The sequence below is a fragment of the Actinokineospora baliensis genome, from assembly GCF_016907695.1.
GTDB lineage: Bacteria > Actinomycetota > Actinomycetes > Mycobacteriales > Pseudonocardiaceae > Actinokineospora > Actinokineospora baliensis.
The window spans coordinates 5295043-5314030 of sequence record NZ_JAFBCK010000001.1; the positions used below are offsets into that span (position 1 = coordinate 5295043).

Consider the following 18988-nt stretch of genomic DNA (forward strand, 5'->3'; position numbering starts at 1 on the left):
CACCAAGCCACGCCGAGGCCACTCCAACACCGCGAACACCCCGCAGACGCCCCTAGCCACCCCCACCGACATCCACGCCGCCCCGGTCACCGCCGCTGTGTGTACCCACTCGCCGCCCGAGCCAACAGCGCCGCGAACAGGAAACACCCCACTCCCCCAGCCACCCACCACCACGACGCGAGCACCCCAGCCACCACGTCCTACACCGAGTCCGCCAACAACACCCCACGCCCGGCCATACCCCCAGAGTGCCGCCTACTCCCAGGCCCCGCCCCAGAGCGAGCCCCTCCGTCGCGGCCGTCTTTGAAAACTCGCGCTTTCCGGCTTGCCCGGCTGCCCACCTGCCTTGCCCAATGTCCATTATCTTGATAGTTAATAGCTGATAAAATGTGGTGGGACCCAGTAAGATCGACACCATGCTGCTCAACGACTACGACGATTTCGCCGAGGCCTACACGGCCGACAACGAGGCGAACCTCATCAACGGCTACTACGCGCGGCCCGCGATCTTGAACCTCGCGGGTGAGGTCACCGGCAGGCGGATCCTCGACGTGGGCTGCGGTTCCGGCCCGATCTTCGCCGCACTACGCGACCGGGGCGCCACCGTCGTCGGCTTCGACCGCAGCGCCAAGATGGTGGAGTTGGCCCGCCAACGACTCGGCACCGACGCGGACCTCCGGGTCGGCGACATCGGGCACCCCCTGCCGTTCCCCGACGGCGAGTTCGACGACGTCATCGTCGCCCTGGTGCTGCACTACCTCGAGGACTGGACCGCGCCACTCGCCGAACTGCGGCGCGTCCTGCGCCCCGGCGGCAGGCTGATCCTGTCGGTCAACCACCCGTTCATCTACAAGCTGATCAACCCCGACTCCGACTACTTCGCGACCACCCAGTGGTCCGACGAGTTCACCCTCGGCGAGCAGAAAGTCGTGCTCACCTATTGGCACCGCCCCCTGCACGCCATGACGGACGCCTTCACCGCCGCGGGCTTCCGCACGGCCGTCATCAGCGAGCCCCACCCGGCCCCTGGCGCCCGCGAACTGTTCCCCGACGACCTCGCCGACCGCCAGGCCTTCATCTCCTTCCTGTTCTTCGTCCTCGAAGCCGCCTAACCCCTCCCCCGCGCTCTTCTCCTTCGAAACGCGCCCACCCACCGCAGCCACCCTCACGACCCACTATCGGTTACCTTGATAGTTAATAGCTGATAATTTGTACATGGGGGATAGGTGCAGCTGGAGCGGAACTAGACCGAATGGGCTAGAAGGCGGGCCAAGGGATGGGGCGGCCGTCCTCATCGGGGACCGGGTACACCGGCGCCGCCAGCAGCGCCTTGACCCGGGCGCTCAGGGCAGCGATCTCCGCCCTGGTGATGTGCTCGGACAGCTCGTCCGGCAGCGGGCCGCGCAGGGCGGCGTTGAGCGTGTGCAGCGCGTCGACCGCCTCGTCCGGCAGGGCCTCCCCCGACCAGCCCCACAGCACCGTCCGGAGCTTGTCCTCCCGGTGCAGGCAGATGCCGTGGTCGACCCCGTACACGCCGCCGTCGGTGCCGTGCAGGACGTGGCCGCCCTTGCGGTCGGCGTTGTTGAGCACGATGTCCAGCGCGGACAGCAGCGCCACCGGTAACGCGTCCGAGTGCGCCAGCACCGCCGGATCGCCGTGCCGGTCCTGGGCGTGCAGGATCGCCCGCCAGCCCTGGGGCACCTGGTCCGGCGGGAGGATGTCGACCAGGTCGTCACCCTCCTTGGTGTCGACCCACAGCTGCGCCATCCCCGGCCCGAACGGCCCGTCGCGCAGCACCGTGGGCGGGATCAGGGGCAGGCCCGCGGCGTGCGACACCAGGTACGCGGCCACCTCGCGGCCCGCGAGGGTCCCGTCCGGGAAGTCCCAGAGCGGGCGTTCACCGCGGATCGGCTTGTACACGCACTGCGCGGTGACGCCGTCGGCCTCGATGCCGCAGAACAGGGTCGCGTTGGACGCGTCGACCAGCCTGCCCTCGATCTCCAGGGAACCGCGCAGGAGGAACTCGCCGACGCCGGGGTCGGTGGGCAGCACGGGCGCCTCAGTCCTCGTCGCTGCGGCGGTACCCGTTCTGCCGGGGGCACACGTGACCGAGGGGGTCCAGCGGCTCCCCGCACAGCGGGCACGGCTTGCGCCCGGCGTTGACCACCCGGTCGGCCCGGTCGGCGAAGGCGCGGGCCTCGGTCGGGCTGAGGAACACCCGCACCGCGTCCGGCCCCTCCTCGGTGTCGTCGAGCACCACCGACTCGTCGACCTCGCCCTCGGTCGCGGCCAGCAGCTCGATCACCACCGCGCGGGTCTCGGCGTCCCAGCCCAGGCCCATGGTGCCGACCCGGAACTCCTCCTCGACCGGAACCTGCAGCGGCTCGGAGTCCAGGTCGGTGTCGGGGACCCCGTCGGGGACCTCGGCGCCGAAGCGGCGGTGGACCTCTTCGAGCAGCGAGCCGATGCGCTCGGCGAGCACCGCGACCTGCTGCTTCTCGATGGTCACGCTCACGGTGCGGGCGCTCTCGACGGCCTGCAGGTAGAACGTGCGGTCGCCGGGTTGCCCGACGGTACCCGCTACGAAGCGGTCGGGCTGACGGAAGACGTGGATGACACGGGCCATGGCACCTCCGACCTTATGGGACAACACGGCGGCGAGCAGGCCGTACCCGCCGCTGTCCCCGCACCGGTCCACCGTATCGGGCCACCACAGCGGGGTCTGTAGGGTCCTGCCTGTGGTGAAGATCGCTCCATACGGTACGTGGGTGTCCCCGCTCGGCGCGGCCGACGTGGCCAGGGCGGGCAGTGCGCCGTCCTGGGTGCGCCGGGTCGGCGACGAGGTGTTCTGGACGGAGGGCCAGCCGCTGGAAGGCGGCAGGTCAGCGCTGTTCCGGCACGACGGCGAGCGGGTCAGCAGGGTGTTGGCGGCGCCGTGGAACGTGCGCAACCGGGTGCACGAGTACGGCGGCACGCCCTACCTCGTGCTGGGCGCGCACGTCGTGTTCACCAACTGGGACGACCAGCGGGTGTACCTGACCGACCGCGAGGGCACCGACCCGAGGCCGATCTCGGCCGAGCCGCCGACGCCGCAGGGTTGGCGGTACACCGACCTGGTCGCCGGGCCGGACGGCACCGAGGTGTGGTGCGTGCGCGAGGACGCCTCGGACCACCGCGAGCTGGTGGCCCTGCCGTTGGACGGCGGCGAGGCGCGGGTGCTGGGACGCACCCACCACTTCATGTCGTCGCCGCGGCCGAGCCCGGACGGGCGCCACGCCGCGTGGTTGGGCTGGGAACACCCGAACATGCCGTGGGACGGCACCGAGCTGTGCGTCGCCGCGATCACCGCTGACGGCGTGCTGGGGCCGCACCGGGTCGTGGCGGGTGGGCCGCGGGAGGCGGTCTGCCAGGTCGAGTGGGAGGCGCCGGACTCGCTGCTGGCGATGACCGACCCCGACGGCTGGTGGAACCTGCACCGGATCGGCCTGGACGGCTCGGTGGTGAACCTGGCGGCGGGCGAGCACGAGCTGGGTGGGCCGCTGTGGCAGCTCGGCTACCGGTGGTTCGCGCAGCTGGGCCAGGGCCGGTTCGCGGTGCTGCGGACCAACCGCCTGGCCGTCCTCGACGAGCGCTCCGGCACCGTGACCGAGGTCGAGTCGGACCTGTCGGCCTGGTCGAACCTGGACGCGGGCACCGACGGGGTCGTGGTCGCTTCGGCGGCGGGTCCCCGGGCCGACTGGACCCCGGTGCGGCTGGACCTGTCGACCGGTGAGCTGACCGAGCTCGACTCCCCCGCGCCGCTGCCCGCGCTGGAGTACCTGCCGGTGCCGCAGGCCCGGGTGTTCGACTCGCCGGACGGGTACCGCGTCCCGGCGTACCTCTACCCGCCGACCAACCCGGACTTCGCCGGTCCGCCCGGGGAGACGCCGCCGCTGCTGGTGTACCCGCACAGCGGCCCGACGGCGCATTGCGTGCCCGCGCTCGAGGTGGACATCGCGTACTTCACGAGCCGGGGTTTCGCCGTGGTCACGGTCGACTACGCGGGCTCGACCGGGCACGGCAGGCACTTCCGGGAGCTGCTCAACGGGCAGTGGGGCGTGGCGGACGTGCGCGACTGCGCGACGGTGGCCACCGCGTTGATCAAGGAGGGCCTGGTCGACCCCGACCGGGTGGGTATCCGGGGCGGTAGTGCCGGTGGGTGGACCGCGGCGGCGGCGATGACGACTCTCGACCTGTTCCGGTGCGCGACCTTGAGCTACCCGATGTTGGACCTCTCGCCGTGGGCCGACGGCGGCGCCGAGAGCCACGACTTCGAGTCGCACTACCTGGAGAGCCTGGTCGGGCCGCTGCCCGAGCACCGAGACCTCTACGCGGAGCGCTCCCCCATCAACCACATCGACCGGTTGTCGGGTCCGGTGCTGCTGCTGCAGGGACTCGGGGACCGGGTGTGCCCGCCGGAGCAGGCGAACCGGTTCGTGGCGGCGCTGGACGGGACCGGGATCCCGCACGCGTACCTGACCTTCGAGGGCGAGCAGCACGGGTTCCGGGCCGCGGCGACCATCATCGCCGCGCACGAGGCGGAGCTGTCGTTCTACGGCCAGGTGTTCGGGTTCGAGACCGACGCGCCACCGGTGGAGCTGCACCGGTGAGGCGCGCTCGACCACCCAGGCTGCGGCGCGGGTCCACCGTGGCCGTGGTCGCCCCGTCCGGTCCGGTGGACGCGGCGCTGCTGGCCGAGGGCATCGCGGTGCTCGAGTCGTGGGACCTGACGGTGAAGGTCGGCGAGCACGTGCTGGACCGGCACCCGAAGCTGCCCTACCTGGCGGGCAGCGACTCGTGCCGGGCCGCCGACTTCGAGCGGGCCTGGTGCGACCCGGAGGTCGAGGCGGTCATCTGCGCGCGCGGCGGCTACGGCGGTCAGCGGGTGCTCGACCTGCTCGACTGGTCGGAGCTGGCCAAGGCGGGTCCGAAGATCTTCGCCGGGTCCAGCGACGCGACCTGCCTGCACGACGCGATCGGGACCCGGCTGGGCCTGGCCACCCTGTTCACGCCGATGATCGCGGGCACCCTGTTCGACACCGACGCGCGTCGGCACCTGCAGGACACGCTGTTCTACCCGGAGAGCGTGAAGCGGCTCATCGGCCCGTCGACGGCGACCGCCGGGCACGGGGTGGCGCGCGGGATCACCGTGGGCGGGAACCTGTCGCTGATCACCGCCGGGTTGGGGGTGGCCGACCACCACCCGCCGCCGGACGGCGCGATCCTGCTGCTGGAGGACGTCAACGAGGCGCCGTACCGGATCGACCGGATGCTGACCCAGCTGCTGCGCGCCGGGTGGTTCACCGGGGTGTCCGGGATCGCGTTGGGGTCGTGGGTCGGGTGCGGGTCGCTCGAAGAGATCTACACCGTCACCGAGGACCTACTCGGTGGCCTCGGGTTGCCGATGGTGTGGGAGTTGGGGTTCGGGCATTGCCCCGGTCAGCTCACCATCCCCCTCGGGGTCGAGGCGATTCTCGACGCCGACGACGGGACGCTCACCATCTGCGAGTCCGCTCTGAGCTGAGCGCTTCGGGGGCTTGGCCAGTGCGAGGAGCAGTAGGCCCAGTCCGGCCATAGAGAGGCACATCAGGTAGGCGTTGCGGTAGCCCAACTGCTGCGCGAGGCCTAAGAGGGGGCCTGCGATCATCGTGCCCGCGACGGTGGTGTTGCCGAAGAGGGCGGTGACGGCACCGGGTCTGCTCGGGTCGAGGGACTGGAAGTACGAGATCCCCACACCCATGACGGCCGCGATCACTACGGCGTTGAGGACCTGCGCGGCCGCGACCTGCCAGATCTGGGTCGTGGCCGCGACAACGGCGTGGTAGGCGACCGCGAAGGCCATGCCGATCAGCACAAGCCGGTGTTGGCTCATGCGCACCGCCAGCGCGCCGAACCCGAGCATCAGCGGGATCTCCAGGGCTGCGCACAACCCCATCACCAGCCCCGCGTCGGCCGCCCCTCCCCCTAGGTCCGCGGCGACGAACAGCGGCAACGTCATGATCCCCAGCGCACCGGCGGCCTGGATCAGCACGAACGCGGGCACGGCGAACAGCAGTCGGCGCTTGGTGCTCGGTGCGGCGCGTTCGGCGTGGCCCACGCGGTGGTCAGCCCCGGGTTCTGGCAGGCGGGTGGTGACGATGGCGACCACGGCGTAGCAGATGGCGACCACAGCGAACAGGCCGGTGAAGCCGGTGGTTGAGACCAGCAGGGCGGCCAGTGGTGGGCCCGCGACCCAGGACACCGACACGAGCATGCGCAGGGTGCTGATGATCAGAGGCGCCCTGGTGGAGCCGGACCGCTCGAGGACGAGTCCTGCGTAGGCGAACACCTGGGACATCAGCGACGCGCTCGCCGCGACGACGGTGACCGACAGGACGAGCAAGACCCAGTAGTCGTGGGTGACGGTATAGAGGCCATAGCCGAGCGCACCGGCCAAGCCCGCGCCGACCATAAGAGGTCTTCGGATCGCACGGGCGTCGGAGAGCCGCCCCAGCAAGCTGCTCACTAAGACGCTGGCTATCGGGCCTGCCAGCAGGAATCCGCCCAACGCGAACGGGTCGGCGGTGATCTCTTCGGTGAGGAACAGCGGTAGGAACGGCACAGCCAACGCGGAAGCGACCCCGACCGAGGCCGTAGTGGTCGCGAGGGGCAGCAGCGAAGGGGTTCGGACAGGGGCGGAGGGTGAAGCCACACCAGTCACCACCTCATCTTGACCAGCGGGTGGGGCCGGACGCGACCCCTTTTGGGAGCGTTCTCCGCCACAGTCACTCCAAACGGGACACCGCCGCCCGCAGAGCGGACGCCCCACCGGTCACCACCGGCGCGCCGTGTCCGAAGCACACCGTGTCGGCACCGAGGTCCGCCTGAACCCGCATCGACGCCGCCGCCAGCGCCGGATCGGTGTTGAACACACCGAGGATGACCTGGTCGTTGGCGTAGGCGATGGTGTCGCCGGTGAACAGGACACCGTGGGCGGGCAGGAACACCGCGACGCTGCCGTCGGTGTGGCCGGGCACCGGCACGATGTGCGCCCCGCCGCCGAAGTCGAGCACCTCTCCCCCAAGCAGCTCAACGTCCACTGGGCAGGGTGGAGCCGCGGGCACGGTCGGCACCACTTCCTCGAAGATCTCGCGTTCCCAGCCGGCCAACACCGGAATCCCGGGCATGGCCGAGCCGCGCACGATGTCGGCGTCGGCGCGGTGCGCCAACACCGGGGCGCCATGCCATCCCCGAACTTCCGCGGCGGCACCGAAGTGGTCGTTGTGCCCGTGGGTGATGACGATTCGCTCGACCGCCGCGGGATCGAGCCCCAGCTCGGCGATGGACGCGGCGATCTGCGCGCCAGACCCGGCTGTGCCCGTGTCGATGAGAGTCAGCGACTCACCGTCGCGCCACAGGTAGCCCTGTCCAACCGGGAAGGACAACATCGTCAACCGCTCGGAGATCCGCATGTGATCGACGCTAGGGCCGTTCCCGGTCCTATAGGCACCTAGTTCGCTTAGAGCAGGCGGGTTTCGCCGAGCGCGAATGCACTCTGCACCTTGCAGACGAAGATCACCGCAGGTGCACGCTGTCGATCGACCACGACACACCACCCACAACGGACATCCTCTTGAGATGGTCGGCGAAGGCCTGTGGGTACGGCAGTCGCCGCTCGACGAGCAAGCCCGCTGCTTCCACGATCTCGGGGAGGTCCTCGGTGATCCGCTGGTAGCTCATGCTGGGTGAGCGGGGTCCGTCGTCGTCCACCGGCTCGGGGTCCGGGCCCATCATCGTGTAGCAGGGGAACCGGGTGACGTCGGGCAGCACGGAGTAGAACGGGACGCCGTTGAAGAAGTACTCGGGCCACTTGTTGCCCGCGATCGTCAGCCAGGGCGTCCCCGCCGCGAGAGCCGCCATGCCGAACCCGGAGTGCGGCGAGATCAGCACATCGCAGGCGGCGACGGCGCGGAGTTGGTCGATGATCGGCGCGTCGACGACCGAGGTGACCCGGGGCAACGCGTCCTGGATGCGTTGGAGCTCGTCAGCGCTATAGGTCGTGGCTGTGCGTCCGTCCGCGGCGAGTTTGCCGACCACGAGGAACTCGGCGTCCGGGAACCGGTCTACGAGCGCGCCGGCTATGGCCTCCCACGACCGCACCGACGGGTAGAGCGAGCGGTCGGCACTACCTCCGGGGAGGATGGCGATCCGTGGTGCGCTGCCGCGTGGCAGTGGGCTGAGCGAGAGCCTTAGGTGCTCGTCGGGCGCGTAAGAGGGGCCTTTGTGGCCCGCGATCCCGAACTCGCCGGTGAAGTGGAGCTTCGAGGCGTCGTAGTACGCCGCCAAGCCCGGAAAGACCTCGCGTTGGTCGGGCAAGAAGCCGCGCACGTCGTTGAGGTAGTAGTCGAAGTCCGCGGGGATCGCTGAGAAGTCGAAGGTGGCGTCCCCGTCGAACACGTCCACCGGCACCGGGTAGACCTCGTCCACGAACGGGCACAGCGAGGCGAGCTCCACCGGGGAGGCCGCGTTCAACGCCACCGAGATCCGCGCGTCGGGGTTCGCGACGTGGTAGCCGTGCGCGTAGTGCAGCGCCTCCACGACGTGGCCGACCGGGTGGCAGTAGACGAAGTTGACCAGAAGTCGCACCGGGACACCCTGGCCTCAGGTGGGCCAGGGTGCAACCGGATTCAGACCCGGGCGGGGGCCTCGACGGTGACCAGTTCGTGGCGGTCGTTGAACAGCCGCAGCGGGTCGTGGCGGACCAGGGAGACCCCGGCGAGCACCGAGACGGCGAGCGCGGCGGCGATGAACGGCCAGTTGTAGAGCAGGTCCTCACCGGCGGGCGAGTACGTCAGCACCAGGAACACCGCGGCGCCGACCAGGATGGCCAGCTGCCTGCGCTGCCAGGGCAGAGCGGCGGCGATGACGAAACCCCAGGTCAGGTACCACGGCAGGGTCGCGGGCGAGAGCACTGCGACGGCGAACAGGACCAGCGCCATCCGGCGCACCGCGTCGGCGCCGCCGGTGCGGGCCAGCCACCACTGCCGGATCGCGATGGCGAAGAACAGCAGGCCGCCCAGAACCCGGGTGGTGTTGACGAACCAACTCTTGTTCGCGTCGAAGAAGATGTTGGCGATCGAGTGCACGACCTCGCCGACCGCGGTCGGGATCGACAGCCAGTTCACGATCATCGTCGGCGCCTGCAGCGCCTTGAACCAGCCCAGGTTCACCCCGGCCAGCAGCGTCGTCGCGGTGAACACGACCGCCGTCGTGGCGACGGCGGCGGCCACGGCGCGGGTGAAGTTCTTCCAGAAGGTCGACTTCAGGTGCCCGGCCCACACCCACACCAGGAACGGCAGCGCCAGCGCGGCGGTGGCCTTCACGGCGGCGCCCAGGGTGACCAGGGCGATGCCGAGCACGTGCTTGCGGTCCAGGACGCACAGCGTGCCCGCGGCGAGGAACCCGACCATGAGCAGGTCGTTGTGCGGTCCGCCGACCAGGTGCACCACGGTCATCGGACCCGCGACGGCCAGCCACAGCGTCGTCGGCAGGTGCCCGCCGAGGTGGCGGACCAGGCCGGGCAGCGCCCACAGCAGCATGAACAGGCCCGCGAGCAGCACGAAGCGCATCAGGATGACGCCGAGGATCATGTTCGTGCCGGTGACCCAGGCGACGCCCTTGGCGAGCAGGATGAACATCGGCCCGTACGGCGCCGGGGTGGTCTGCCAGAACGGGTGGACGTTCTGCACGACCTCCTGCAGCCCGAGCACGATCGGCCCGACCGCGTACGGGTCCTGCCCGTAGAGCGGCAGCGCGCCCTGCGCGATGTAGGAGAAGACGTCGCGGGTGAACACCGGCGGGGAGACCAGCAGCGGCCCCATCCAGGCGGCCGCCGCGATCAGCACAGGGCGGGACCCGACCCGGCCGGCCAGCACGTGCCTGCCCAGCCGCACCCACGCCCACACGACCAGGGCGAAGCCGACGTAGAGGGTGCCGGTGGCCAGCATGCGGCCGTGGCCGTAGCGGATCCACGACAGCGGCCCGTGCCCGAGCACGGGGTCGCTGATGAGCACCCCGGCCGCGCCGAACGCGCTGAGCAGGATCAGCAGGCTGCCCGCGGTGCCGAGCGCGATCGTGCGCACGGGCAGCGGGTTCGGCCGCCGGTCGACCTGGTCGTCGCGGCCGTCGGTGACGGTCGCGCCCTGGTCGGGCAGGGTTTTGGCGGTATCCGCGTTCTCAGCGCCCAAGGGGTTTTCCACGTGTGGGGACGGTTCTGTGCTGGTGGCCATCGGGAGAAGAGATTACACAGGTGGCGGTCGACATATCCGGGCGATGGTCGTTGTGGCGGCACGAGCGGCGTGCGGATGGTCACACCAGGTTGCCGCCGTTCGGCTCACGAGTCCTCGGTGTTCGCGTTGCGAACCTGGGGCGGATGTGACCAGGGTGGCCCCGGGGACCCACCGAGCGAGGAGGCCGACCGATGATCGAACCAGTGGAGCGGCTGTGCGCGCGGATGATCCGCTTCGACACCACCAACCGGGGGCACGGACAGGGCCGCGGCGAGCGTGACCTGGCCGAACTGGTCGCCGACCTGCTCACCGACGCGGGGCTCAAGCCGGTGCTGCTCGAGCGCGCTGCCCGCCGGACGAACGTGGTGGCGCGGGTGTCGGGGCAGCGCCCGGACCTGCCCGCGCTGCTGGTGCAGATGCACCTGGACGTCGTGCCCGCCGACCCCGACGAGTGGTCGGTGGATCCGTTCGGGGGTGAGATTCGCGACGGTTTCGTCTGGGGCCGGGGCGCGGTGGACATGAAGGACATGTGCGCCTCGGTGCTGACCGTGCTGGCGCGGTGGGCCGAGCAGGGGCGGGCGCCGCTGCGCGACATCGTGTTCGCGTTCGTGGCCGACGAGGAGGACACCGGCTGCTACGGGGCGCACTGGCTGGTCAAGGACCACCCGGAGCTGTTCGAGGGCTGCGTCGCCGCGATCGGCGAGTCCGGCGGCTACACGGTCCCGGTCCGGCGCGCCGACGGCACCCTGGCCCACCTGTACCCCGTGGGCACCGCCGAGCGCGGCACGGCCCACCTGCTGCTGACCGCGACGGGCAAGGCCGGACACGGGTCCCGCCGCAACGACGACAACGCCGTGGTGAAGCTGGTTGACGCGCTGCACAGGCTCTCCGCCCACCAGTGGCCCGTGGTGCTGACCCCGGCCGTTCGCGCGTTCATCGAGCAGACCGCAGCCACCCTGGACGTCCCGGTCGATTGGGACGATGTGGATGGGACCATCGCTCGGTTCGGGCCCGCGGTGAAGCTCGTCGAGAACACGGTCCGCAACAGCACGCGACCCACGGTGTTGTCGGCGGGCTACAAGGTCAACGTGGTGCCAGGGGTGGCTCAGGCGCAGGTGGACACCCGGGTGCTGCCGGGCACCGAGGAGTGGATGTTGTCCGACATCGACAACCTGCTCGGGCCGGGGATCCGCCGGGAGTTCATCGCGAACCAGCCACCGGTGCAGTCGGCCATCGACTCCCCCTGGTTCGACGCGATGGCGGACGCGATCCGCGCGAACGACCCGTCGGCGGTCGTGGTGCCGTACTGCATGGGCGGCGGGACGGACGCGAAGGCGTTCAGCAAGCTCGGCATCGAGTGCTACGGATTCGCGCCGCTGATGTTGCCGGAGGGGTTCGACTACCGGTCCATGGCGCACGGGGTGGATGAGCGCGTGCCGGTGGAGGGTCTGCGCTTCGGCGTAGAGGTACTCGACGGGTTCTTGTCGCGTTAGGTGGCGTAATGCGCGAGCTGCTCGTGGGCTCTCTCAGCATCTAAGAGCGGCGGCCCGCCGCGGCGGGTTGTGGTCCCGATCAGCAACGCGGAGCGCAACTGCGCCGCGGTCGCGCAAGGAAACATCGTCCATAACAGCGCCGCGGTGGCCGCCACGACCGCAGCAGCAACCCCGTTCCCCGTCGTCGCCCCCTGCGGCCCAGGAACCTCCTCCCCCGGCGCGAACAACCCCCGCGCCTCGGGATCGGCATCCACGAACCAACTAGGCCGCCCGGACGGCGTGCAGGACAGCACCGGAATCGACCACGGGTGATCAGCCACCCTCGTATCCCCCGCCGCAACGACCAAGACACCCCGCCCCGCCATGTCATCCAACGCCGCCCCCAGCGACTGCCCGTCCCCCTCCCCCACAGCCAGACTCACCAACGCAATCCTCGCCGTAACCCCCCGCAGAACTTCGGCCAACTCCTCCGGCCGCCGCCCCACCCCCAACGGCCGAGTCAACACCGGCGACAACGGATTGATCGACAGCCCCGAAGGCCCCCCAACCCCGCACAGGAACGGCGCATCAGCCTCAGCAGAAACCACCTCGACCGGCTCAGCCCCCTGCCCCCACCGCACCACCCGGTTCAACCGAACCAGACCGAGTAAGGGAGAACGTCGCCGCAGGTCCCCGTACAGCACGGTCGAACCACCCCCGCCAGTGCACGATCGAGTGACATCCGACCGCCGACTGTAGTCCGCCCGTGCAGATTCACGTGCAAGCCATCTGAGTGATCATCCCCCACACGAGCGGTAACCACCCTCGTGGTCACCCTCCGCCCCTAAACTCCCCCCGTGCCACCCAGCACGACCCACCTCAGGCACCGGCCACCCACTCCATAAGTGAACGAAAACCGCCGCCCAGACCCACAAACCCCCAGTTCACGAAGTGTCCTCCCCGCGCAAGCGGGGCTGTTCCCAGGTCGAGCTGGTCGCCCGCGTCGCTGGCGATGTCCTCCCCGCGCAAGCGGGGCTGTTCCTCCACTACGGACAACGTTTCAAGGCAGGATGACGTCCTCCCCGCGCAAGCGGGGCTGTTCCCGGAATCAGGACTGGCGTGCGGGTGCAGGTGGAGTCCTCCCCGCGCAAGCGGGGCTGTTCCCTTGCCCGCCGCCGAGGCCAGCCACTCCTGGTGGTCCTCCCCGCGCAAGCGGGGCTGTTCCCGGGTGGCCACTGGCCACCACGGTGGTCCGCCGGTCCTCCCCGCGCAAGCGGGGCTGTTCCGTTTGCCAGCCTCTGCCAGTCCTTGCCCATGCGGTCCTCCCCGCGCAAGCGGGGCTGTTCCCGAGTGCCCCATCCTGCGCGCGCTAGCCGCTGTGTCCTCCCCGCGCAAGCGGGGCTGTTACCGCATTGCACAGACCCCATGCAAATGTCTGCCCGTCTTCCCCGCGCAAGCGGGGCTGTTCCCCCGCGCCCCTCCAGCACGATCGCCAGCGCGCTGTCTTCCCCGCGCAAGCGGGGCTGTTCCCGCCTCCGGAAGGAACGGGGCTTGGCGACACGCGCCTTCCCCGCACAAGCGGGGCTGTTCCCCCGGTCCACATCACCAGCCCGCCACCCTCGCGGTCCTCCCCGCGCAAGCGGGGCTGTTCCGGACGCGGAGTGGATCGCCGGTCTGCAGTTGACGTCCTCCCCGCGTAAGCAGGGCTGTTCCGCGCTGGCGGTATGCGTTGGGCCTGACCCAGCGGTCCTCCCCGCGCAAGCGGGGCTGTTCCCGCCACCCTGCCGGGGACACGCCTGCGGGTGACGTCCTCCACGCGCACGCGGGGATGTTCCGGCCGACTACGTCAGCGTGACCGTCCGGTCCGTGTCCTCCCCGCGCAAGCGGGGCTGCTCCCTGCGGCGGCAGCCCGGTGTAGGACGCGACGTGATCGTCCCCGCGCATAGCGGGGCTGCTCCCTGCCCTCTAGCCGTCAATCGATCCGCAAGGAGTCCCGGGAGTAGGCGCGAAGTGCCGCCACGATGTCGTCGCGGGTTCGGGTGAAGAGGCGGGTGTCCAGCGGGAGGCCGGGGCCGGAGGCTATGGGCCAGGCGTCTCGGCGGTGGAGGCCGGTGACGCCGGGGGTGGTGGGGGTGACGCTGAGGCGGAGGCGGAAGCGGAGGGTTGGGCCGTCCACGCCCACCGAGCGGAGCGTGTCCCAGGGCAGGAAAGCCGGACCTTGGCCGGTGGGCAGCCGCACGCCGGTGAGGTCGATCATCAGGGGGCTGGAGCGGCGCTTGTGCCGAGCCGCGTACCCGCCGAGTTTCACCGCGGCCACCGCCACGCCCACAGCCAAGACCACCAGCCCGATCCAACCGACCAGCAGCAACCCAACTCCCGCGACCACCAGCACGCCAGCACCGACCAGCCACGGCACGAGCGGGCGGCGCCAGGCGTCCTGGTCGACCTCCGCGATGAACAGCTCCCCGACTCCCGGTGGCACCAGGTCCTCCTCCCTCGCCCTGCCGCGGACCCTACTGGGGTGATCCTCGGCGATTCGGGGGAAATGACCACCGTCACGATCGGCCATCCGGGCAGAAGATCACTTCGGTTGCCGCTCCCGGGCGTACCGTGTCCGGCATGCACGGGTTCCGCACCTCGTTCGAAGCGGCCGATCCGGTCCCCACCTGGACCGATACCGCCGAACTCGGTGCCACCGCCGCCGTCGTCCTGCGCACCCGGGTCGGCCCGGGACCCACCACGGCCCCCGCCGCCAAGCCGGGTGTCGGCTTCACCGGCTTGCGCGCGCTGCGTTACGAAGGAGAGGCGCCGTCACCCGGTGAAGCGGTGAACCGGCTGTTCTGGTCCGACCAGGAGGTCACCGAGGGCGACGAACTGTCCTATGTGGTGTTTCCCGACTTCGACCAGCATTACCTGGCCACGTACGTCTCCCTCGATCTGGTGTTCACCGACGGCACGCGGTTGTCCGAGCTCGGCGCCGTCGACCAGCTCGGCTACCCGATCACCGCGCGGGCGCAGGGCGAGTCCAACGCGCTGTTCCCCGACCAGTGGAACCACCGCGCGATCAGCCTCGACCGCGCCAAGAACAAGACCATCGCCCGAGTGCTGCTCGCCGTCGACATCCCGCAGGGGCCGGCGTCGTTCGGCGGTTGGATCGATGACCTCGCTATAGGCCCCGCCCGCGCGAGAGAGACCAGCCCGGTTGAGCGGATCGTCACCACTAGAGGCACGCATTCCACCGGCTCGTTCTCGCGCGGCAACACCATCCCCGCGACAGCCGTCCCACACGGGTTCAACTTCTGGATCCCGGTGACGAACGCGGCCGTGACGAACTGGTCATACGAGTACCACCGGGGCAACACGGCGACGAACCGGCCCGCGCTGCAGGCCATCGGCCTAAGCCACATGCCGAGCCCGTGGATGGGTGACCGCCACACGTTCCACTTCATGCCTACGACCGGTACCTCTGTCGGCAGGCGGGCGCGCGCCCTGACCTTTGACCACACCCGCGAGCACGCACACCCGTACCACTACGCCATCGACTTCGACCATGGCGTGCGAGCAGAGGTAGCACCCGCTGATCACGCTGCTGTGCTGCGGTTCTCGTACCCACCGGGTCCGGCGCACCTAGTGCTGGACAACGTCGGCCTAGGCGGCAGGGTCGACGTAGAGGGCGACACCATCACCGGCTACACAGATGTCCGTAGTGGACTATCAGTGGGCGCGGGCCGCATGTACATCCACGCCCGAGTCGACCAGCCGATCGCGCGCGCCGATCACCGGTGGCGCGGGCTGGCGCGGCAGCGGACGATGCTGCTGCGGTTCGCCGAGGGCACCCGGCAGGTGACCATGCGGGTCGCGACCTCGCTGATCAGCCCCGAGCAGGCGCGCCGCAACCTCGACGAGCGCGACTTCGACGAGGTCCGCGACGACGCCAAGGCGCGGTGGGCGGCGATCACCGACCGGATCGAGGTCGAGGGCGCCACCGATGACCAGCTCACGACCCTCTACTCGTGCCTGTACCGGTTGTTCCTCTACCCCAACTCCGGGTTCGAACCAACCGAGTCCGGCCCGCGCTATGCGAGCCCAGTGACCCCGCCTTCGGTGAAGGACGGGAAGGTCTACGTCAACAACGGCTTCTGGGACACCTATCGCACCTGTTGGCCCGCCTACGCACTGCTCGACCCAGCCCGGTGTCGTGAGCTCGTGGACGGTTTCGTGCAGCAGTACCGCGATGGTGGCTGGGTGTCGCGGTGGTCCTCCCCCGGCTACGCGAACCTGATGACCGGCACCAGCTCCGACGTGGCCTTCGCCGATGCCCACCTTAAAGGCGTGCCGGGGCTCCAAGAGGCCTACGACGCTGCGCTGCGCAACGCCACTGTTGTCGCGCCGGATGAGAGCGTCGGGCGTAAGGGGCTCGATCGGTCACAGTTCCTGCACTACACGCCTATAGGCGTCAACGAGGGTATGTCGTGGGCACTAGAAGGCTGCGTGAACGACTTCGGCATCGCGAACATGGCAAAGGCGCTCGGAGACGCCGCCAACCACGCGTACTTCCTCGACCGCGCTCGCCACTACGTGCACCACTTCGACCCCGCCGTGGGGTTCTTCCAAGGCCGCGACAAGACGTGGCGATGGCCCGCGGGCAAGTACGACCCCCGGGTGTGGGGCTACGACTACACGGAGACCAACGGGTGGACCGCCGCGTTCGCCGTCCCCCACGACCCGATCGGCCTGGCCGCACTGCACGGCGGGCCCGCCGCGTTGGCAGACCTGCTAGACGAGTACTTCGCGACACCGGAGACGGCGGCGTTCCCGGGCTCTTACGGCCGCGCGATCCATGAGATGACTGAGGCAAGAGACGTGCGGCTGGGGCAGTACGGGCACAGCAATCAGCCCGCCCACCACATCCCGTACCTCTACACGCAACTCGGCCGCCCTTGGCGCACGCAGGAGATCGTGCGGGACGTCTTGGCCCGGCTCTACCAGGGCAGCGAGATCGGCCAGGGCTACTGCGGCGACGAGGACAACGGCGAGATGTCCGCCTGGTACCTCTTCAGCGCGCTGGGCCTCTATCCGCTGCGCGTCGGATCGCCCCACTATGCGATCGGCTCCCCCTTGTTCAGTCGCGCCGTAGTGCACCTCGATGGCGGAGACCTGGAGGTGATCGCGCAAGGCAATAGCCACGACAACGTCTACGTGCAGAAGCTGCTGGTCAATGGCGAGCCGCACGACCACGCCTGGATCGAGCACGACGTCATTGCGGCCGGGGCGCGGTTGGAGTTCACGATGGGGCCGACCCCGTCGCTGTGGGGCGCTGAGCGGCTTCCTGAGTCGCTGGGGACCGGTATCCCACTCCGGGACCTCACTGCGGGCATGCCAGGCCCGCTGTTCGACGATACGGCCCGTACGGAGACCACTGTGGACGCGCCGGTGACGGTCGCCGCGGCGGGCAGGGTCGTGCTCTACACGCTGACCTCGGCGTCGAGCGGCCCGGACCCGACAGGATGGGTGCTGCAGGGGTCGCAGGACGGCCGGGAATGGCGCGACCTGGACCGGCAGGTCGAGCAGGTTTTCCGGTGGCGGCTGCAGACTCGCCCCTTCCAGGTCACAACACCCGAACACCACCGGCATTACCGTCTCGTTCTCGACGGTCCTACCCGACTCGCCCAGATCCAGCTGCTGGCCGACCACGAGGAGGACCCCGGCACGAGCTGAGGTGGCCGCATGCTGGGCGTGGAGGCAGTGAGCAAGCGCTACGGCGGTGGCAACTGGGTGCTGCGCGAGGTGGACCTGACGGTCGAACCCGGGGCTGTCGTGGCGGTCGTGGGTGGCAACGGTTCGGGTAAGTCGACGCTGCTGCGGCTCATGGTCGGGGTGTCGCGGCCGACGCTCGGGCAGGTGACGGGCCGCCCGGACGTGGTCGGTTATGTCCCTGAGCGGTTCCCGCCGAACGAGCGGCTGTCGGCGTTGGCGTATCTAGGGCACCTGGGTCGGATCCGCGGGATGACCGGCGCGGCCGCCTCTGAGCGAGCCGAGGAGCTGCTCGAGCGGCTGGACCTACAGGGCGGGTTCGACTCGCAGCTGCGGACGCTGTCTAAGGGCAACGCGCAGAAGGTGGCGTTGGCGCAGGCGCTGATGGTGCAGCCGGGCCTCTTAGTCCTAGACGAGCCGTGGTCGGGTCTGGACGTCGACGCACATGGCGTGTTGGCCACCATCATCGCCGAGGTCGCGGCGGCGGGCGGGGCCGTAGTGTTCACCGACCATAGAGAGTCCGTGACGAGAGCCAACGCGACCCGGATCCATCGCATCCACGACGGCAGGATCGCCGCAGCGACCGCCCCGGAGCGCGCGATCGTCGAAGTGGCCCTCTCGCGGCCGGACTCAGAGGCCGAGGACCCCGGCTGGGAGGACCTCGATGGCGTAGTCACCGCTGTCACCCACCAAGGGCAGCTGTTCGTCCGCGTAGACCGCACCCACTCCGACGCCCTCCTGACCGTCGCACTACGCCACGGCTGGTCCATCGACAGCCTCACCCCGGAGAAGGCGGCGTCATGATCGCTCTTATCCGCTACTCCCTGGCCACCACCGTGCATGCGCAGCGCTACCTAGCTCCGGTCCTGCTGTTCTGCGCGGGTGTAGGAATCTCATCCGGCAGCGACTCCGGCCCACTACCCGGCGTCTACGCGCTCAACGCCGGCATCTCACTGGTCTGCGTCACCTGGCTGACCATCGCCGTAATCAGCGTCGAGGACCCCGTGCACCGCGCGATCACCGTGGTGGCCGCCCGCAGCTCAATCCGAGTCCTGGCCGCGACGGTGCTCGTGAGTGCGCTCATCGCTCTGGGCCTGACCATCATCGGCCTCGGCATGCCCCTCCTGCTCCAACCGAGACCGGTGTCGGCCGCCGACCTCCCGGCTGGCGCCTTGGCCCACCTGCTCTGCGGATCCATCGGCATAGCGATCGGCATGGTCTGCTCCCGCCTGGTCTTCCGACGGCAGGGCTACGCGCTCCTGGTGGCCCTCGCACTCGTGACCACCGCGTTGCTGACCACAGGCTCCCCACCCAACACCCTCTTCAAGCGAATGGCCAACACCAACCACGCGGCCGACGCGCTACCGCTCGCAGCAGGCTTGCTGCCGATCGGCTTGGCGGTCCTGGCGTTGGCCGCGGTCATCACCCACGTCGTGTCGGTTCGACGAGACTGAG

Annotated in this window: 14 protein-coding genes and 1 pseudogene; 7 read left to right on the plus strand and 8 right to left on the minus strand. The window is 69.9% G+C overall.

Annotation, left to right across the window (positions count from 1 at the left end; genetic code table 11):
• Positions 1-416: 416 nt before the first annotated feature.
• The gene (locus JOD54_RS24045) at positions 417-1112 is read left to right on the plus strand and encodes a class I SAM-dependent methyltransferase (RefSeq protein WP_204453360.1); all 696 of its coding nucleotides are present in this window, start codon (positions 417-419) and stop codon (positions 1110-1112) included.
• 145 nt (positions 1113-1257) lie between these two features.
• Here the strand turns inward: JOD54_RS24045 and JOD54_RS24050 are convergent, their stop codons facing one another.
• A complete protein-coding gene (locus JOD54_RS24050; protein ID WP_204453362.1) occupies positions 1258-2052 on the minus strand; it encodes an SCO1664 family protein in 795 nt (264 codons plus the stop codon).
• Between the two features lie 7 nt (positions 2053-2059).
• A complete protein-coding gene (locus JOD54_RS24055) occupies positions 2060-2626 on the minus strand; it encodes a DUF3090 domain-containing protein (RefSeq protein ID WP_204453364.1) in 567 nt (188 codons plus the stop codon).
• A 112-nt stretch (positions 2627-2738) separates the two neighbouring features.
• Between JOD54_RS24055 and JOD54_RS24060 the strand changes: the two genes are divergently transcribed.
• Together JOD54_RS24060 and JOD54_RS24065 are read left to right on the plus strand one after the other, a co-directional pair.
• Entirely contained in the window at positions 2739-4649 is a 1911-nt protein-coding gene (locus tag JOD54_RS24060; protein ID WP_204453366.1) for a S9 family peptidase, read from the plus strand.
• A complete protein-coding gene (locus JOD54_RS24065; RefSeq protein WP_307860243.1) occupies positions 4646-5563 on the plus strand; it encodes a S66 peptidase family protein in 918 nt (305 codons plus the stop codon). The genes JOD54_RS24060 and JOD54_RS24065 overlap by 4 nt, the downstream gene beginning before the upstream one ends.
• Before the next feature lie 15 nt (positions 5564-5578).
• Here JOD54_RS24065 and JOD54_RS24070 read toward each other — a convergent pair.
• From JOD54_RS24070 to mptB, 4 genes and pseudogenes are all read right to left on the minus strand, one after another.
• Positions 5579-6847: pseudogene (locus JOD54_RS24070) on the minus strand (sugar efflux transporter); the annotation flags it as partial.
• Positions 6804-7490, minus strand: a complete 687-nt coding sequence (locus tag JOD54_RS24075) for an MBL fold metallo-hydrolase (protein ID WP_204453370.1) — start codon at positions 7488-7490, stop codon at positions 6804-6806. The gene JOD54_RS24075 and the pseudogene JOD54_RS24070, both read right to left, overlap by 44 nt.
• 103 nt (positions 7491-7593) lie before the next feature.
• The gene (locus JOD54_RS24080) at positions 7594-8664 is read right to left on the minus strand and encodes a glycosyltransferase family 9 protein (RefSeq protein WP_204453372.1); all 1071 of its coding nucleotides are present in this window, start codon (positions 8662-8664) and stop codon (positions 7594-7596) included.
• A 41-nt stretch (positions 8665-8705) separates the two neighbouring features.
• Positions 8706-10307, minus strand: a complete 1602-nt coding sequence (mptB, locus tag JOD54_RS24085) for a polyprenol phosphomannose-dependent alpha 1,6 mannosyltransferase MptB (protein ID WP_204453375.1) — start codon at positions 10305-10307, stop codon at positions 8706-8708.
• 191 nt (positions 10308-10498) lie between these two features.
• Between mptB and JOD54_RS24090 the strand changes: the two genes are divergently transcribed.
• Positions 10499-11800 (plus strand): M20/M25/M40 family metallo-hydrolase, encoded by a 1302-nt coding sequence (locus tag JOD54_RS24090; RefSeq protein WP_204453377.1) that lies wholly within the window; start codon positions 10499-10501, stop codon positions 11798-11800.
• On the opposite strand, the gene JOD54_RS24095 is transcribed toward JOD54_RS24090, so the two are convergent.
• A complete protein-coding gene (locus tag JOD54_RS24095; protein ID WP_204453379.1) occupies positions 11797-12222 on the minus strand; it encodes a S8/S53 family peptidase in 426 nt (141 codons plus the stop codon). The genes JOD54_RS24090 and JOD54_RS24095 overlap by 4 nt on opposite strands.
• Before the next feature lie 1529 nt (positions 12223-13751).
• A complete protein-coding gene (locus JOD54_RS24100) occupies positions 13752-14261 on the minus strand; it encodes a hypothetical protein (RefSeq protein ID WP_204453381.1) in 510 nt (169 codons plus the stop codon).
• A gap of 137 nt (positions 14262-14398) precedes the next feature.
• Between JOD54_RS24100 and JOD54_RS24105 the strand changes: the two genes are divergently transcribed.
• Genes JOD54_RS24105 through JOD54_RS24115 form a run of 3 tightly spaced genes read left to right on the plus strand, consistent with a single transcriptional unit; the run spans position 14399 to position 18987 of the window.
• A complete protein-coding gene (locus tag JOD54_RS24105) occupies positions 14399-17497 on the plus strand; it encodes a GH92 family glycosyl hydrolase (RefSeq protein ID WP_204453383.1) in 3099 nt (1032 codons plus the stop codon).
• 9 nt (positions 17498-17506) lie between these two features.
• The gene (locus JOD54_RS24110; RefSeq protein ID WP_204453385.1) at positions 17507-18337 is read left to right on the plus strand and encodes an ATP-binding cassette domain-containing protein; all 831 of its coding nucleotides are present in this window, start codon (positions 17507-17509) and stop codon (positions 18335-18337) included.
• Entirely contained in the window at positions 18334-18987 is a 654-nt protein-coding gene (locus JOD54_RS24115; protein ID WP_204453387.1) for a hypothetical protein, read from the plus strand. Before JOD54_RS24110 ends, JOD54_RS24115 begins: the two co-directional genes overlap by 4 nt.
• The last annotated feature ends 1 nt before the right edge of the window (position 18988 follow it).

Bases quoted from the DNA above. Each gene is read 5' to 3' on its own strand.
- JOD54_RS24045 (WP_204453360.1), top strand. From the start codon at position 417: ATGCTGCTCAACGACTACGACGATTTCGCCGAGGCCTACACGGCCGAC.
- JOD54_RS24055 (WP_204453364.1), bottom strand. From the start codon at position 2,626: ATGGCCCGTGTCATCCACGTCTTCCGTCAGCCCGACCGCTTCGTAGCG.
- JOD54_RS24075 (WP_204453370.1), bottom strand. From the start codon at position 7,490: ATGCGGATCTCCGAGCGGTTGACGATGTTGTCCTTCCCGGTTGGACAG.
- mptB (WP_204453375.1), bottom strand. From the start codon at position 10,307: ATGGCCACCAGCACAGAACCGTCCCCACACGTGGAAAACCCCTTGGGC.
- JOD54_RS24090 (WP_204453377.1), top strand. From the start codon at position 10,499: ATGATCGAACCAGTGGAGCGGCTGTGCGCGCGGATGATCCGCTTCGAC.
- JOD54_RS24105 (WP_204453383.1), top strand. From the start codon at position 14,399: ATGCACGGGTTCCGCACCTCGTTCGAAGCGGCCGATCCGGTCCCCACC.
- JOD54_RS24110 (WP_204453385.1), top strand. From the start codon at position 17,507: ATGCTGGGCGTGGAGGCAGTGAGCAAGCGCTACGGCGGTGGCAACTGG.
- JOD54_RS24115 (WP_204453387.1), top strand. From the start codon at position 18,334: ATGATCGCTCTTATCCGCTACTCCCTGGCCACCACCGTGCATGCGCAG.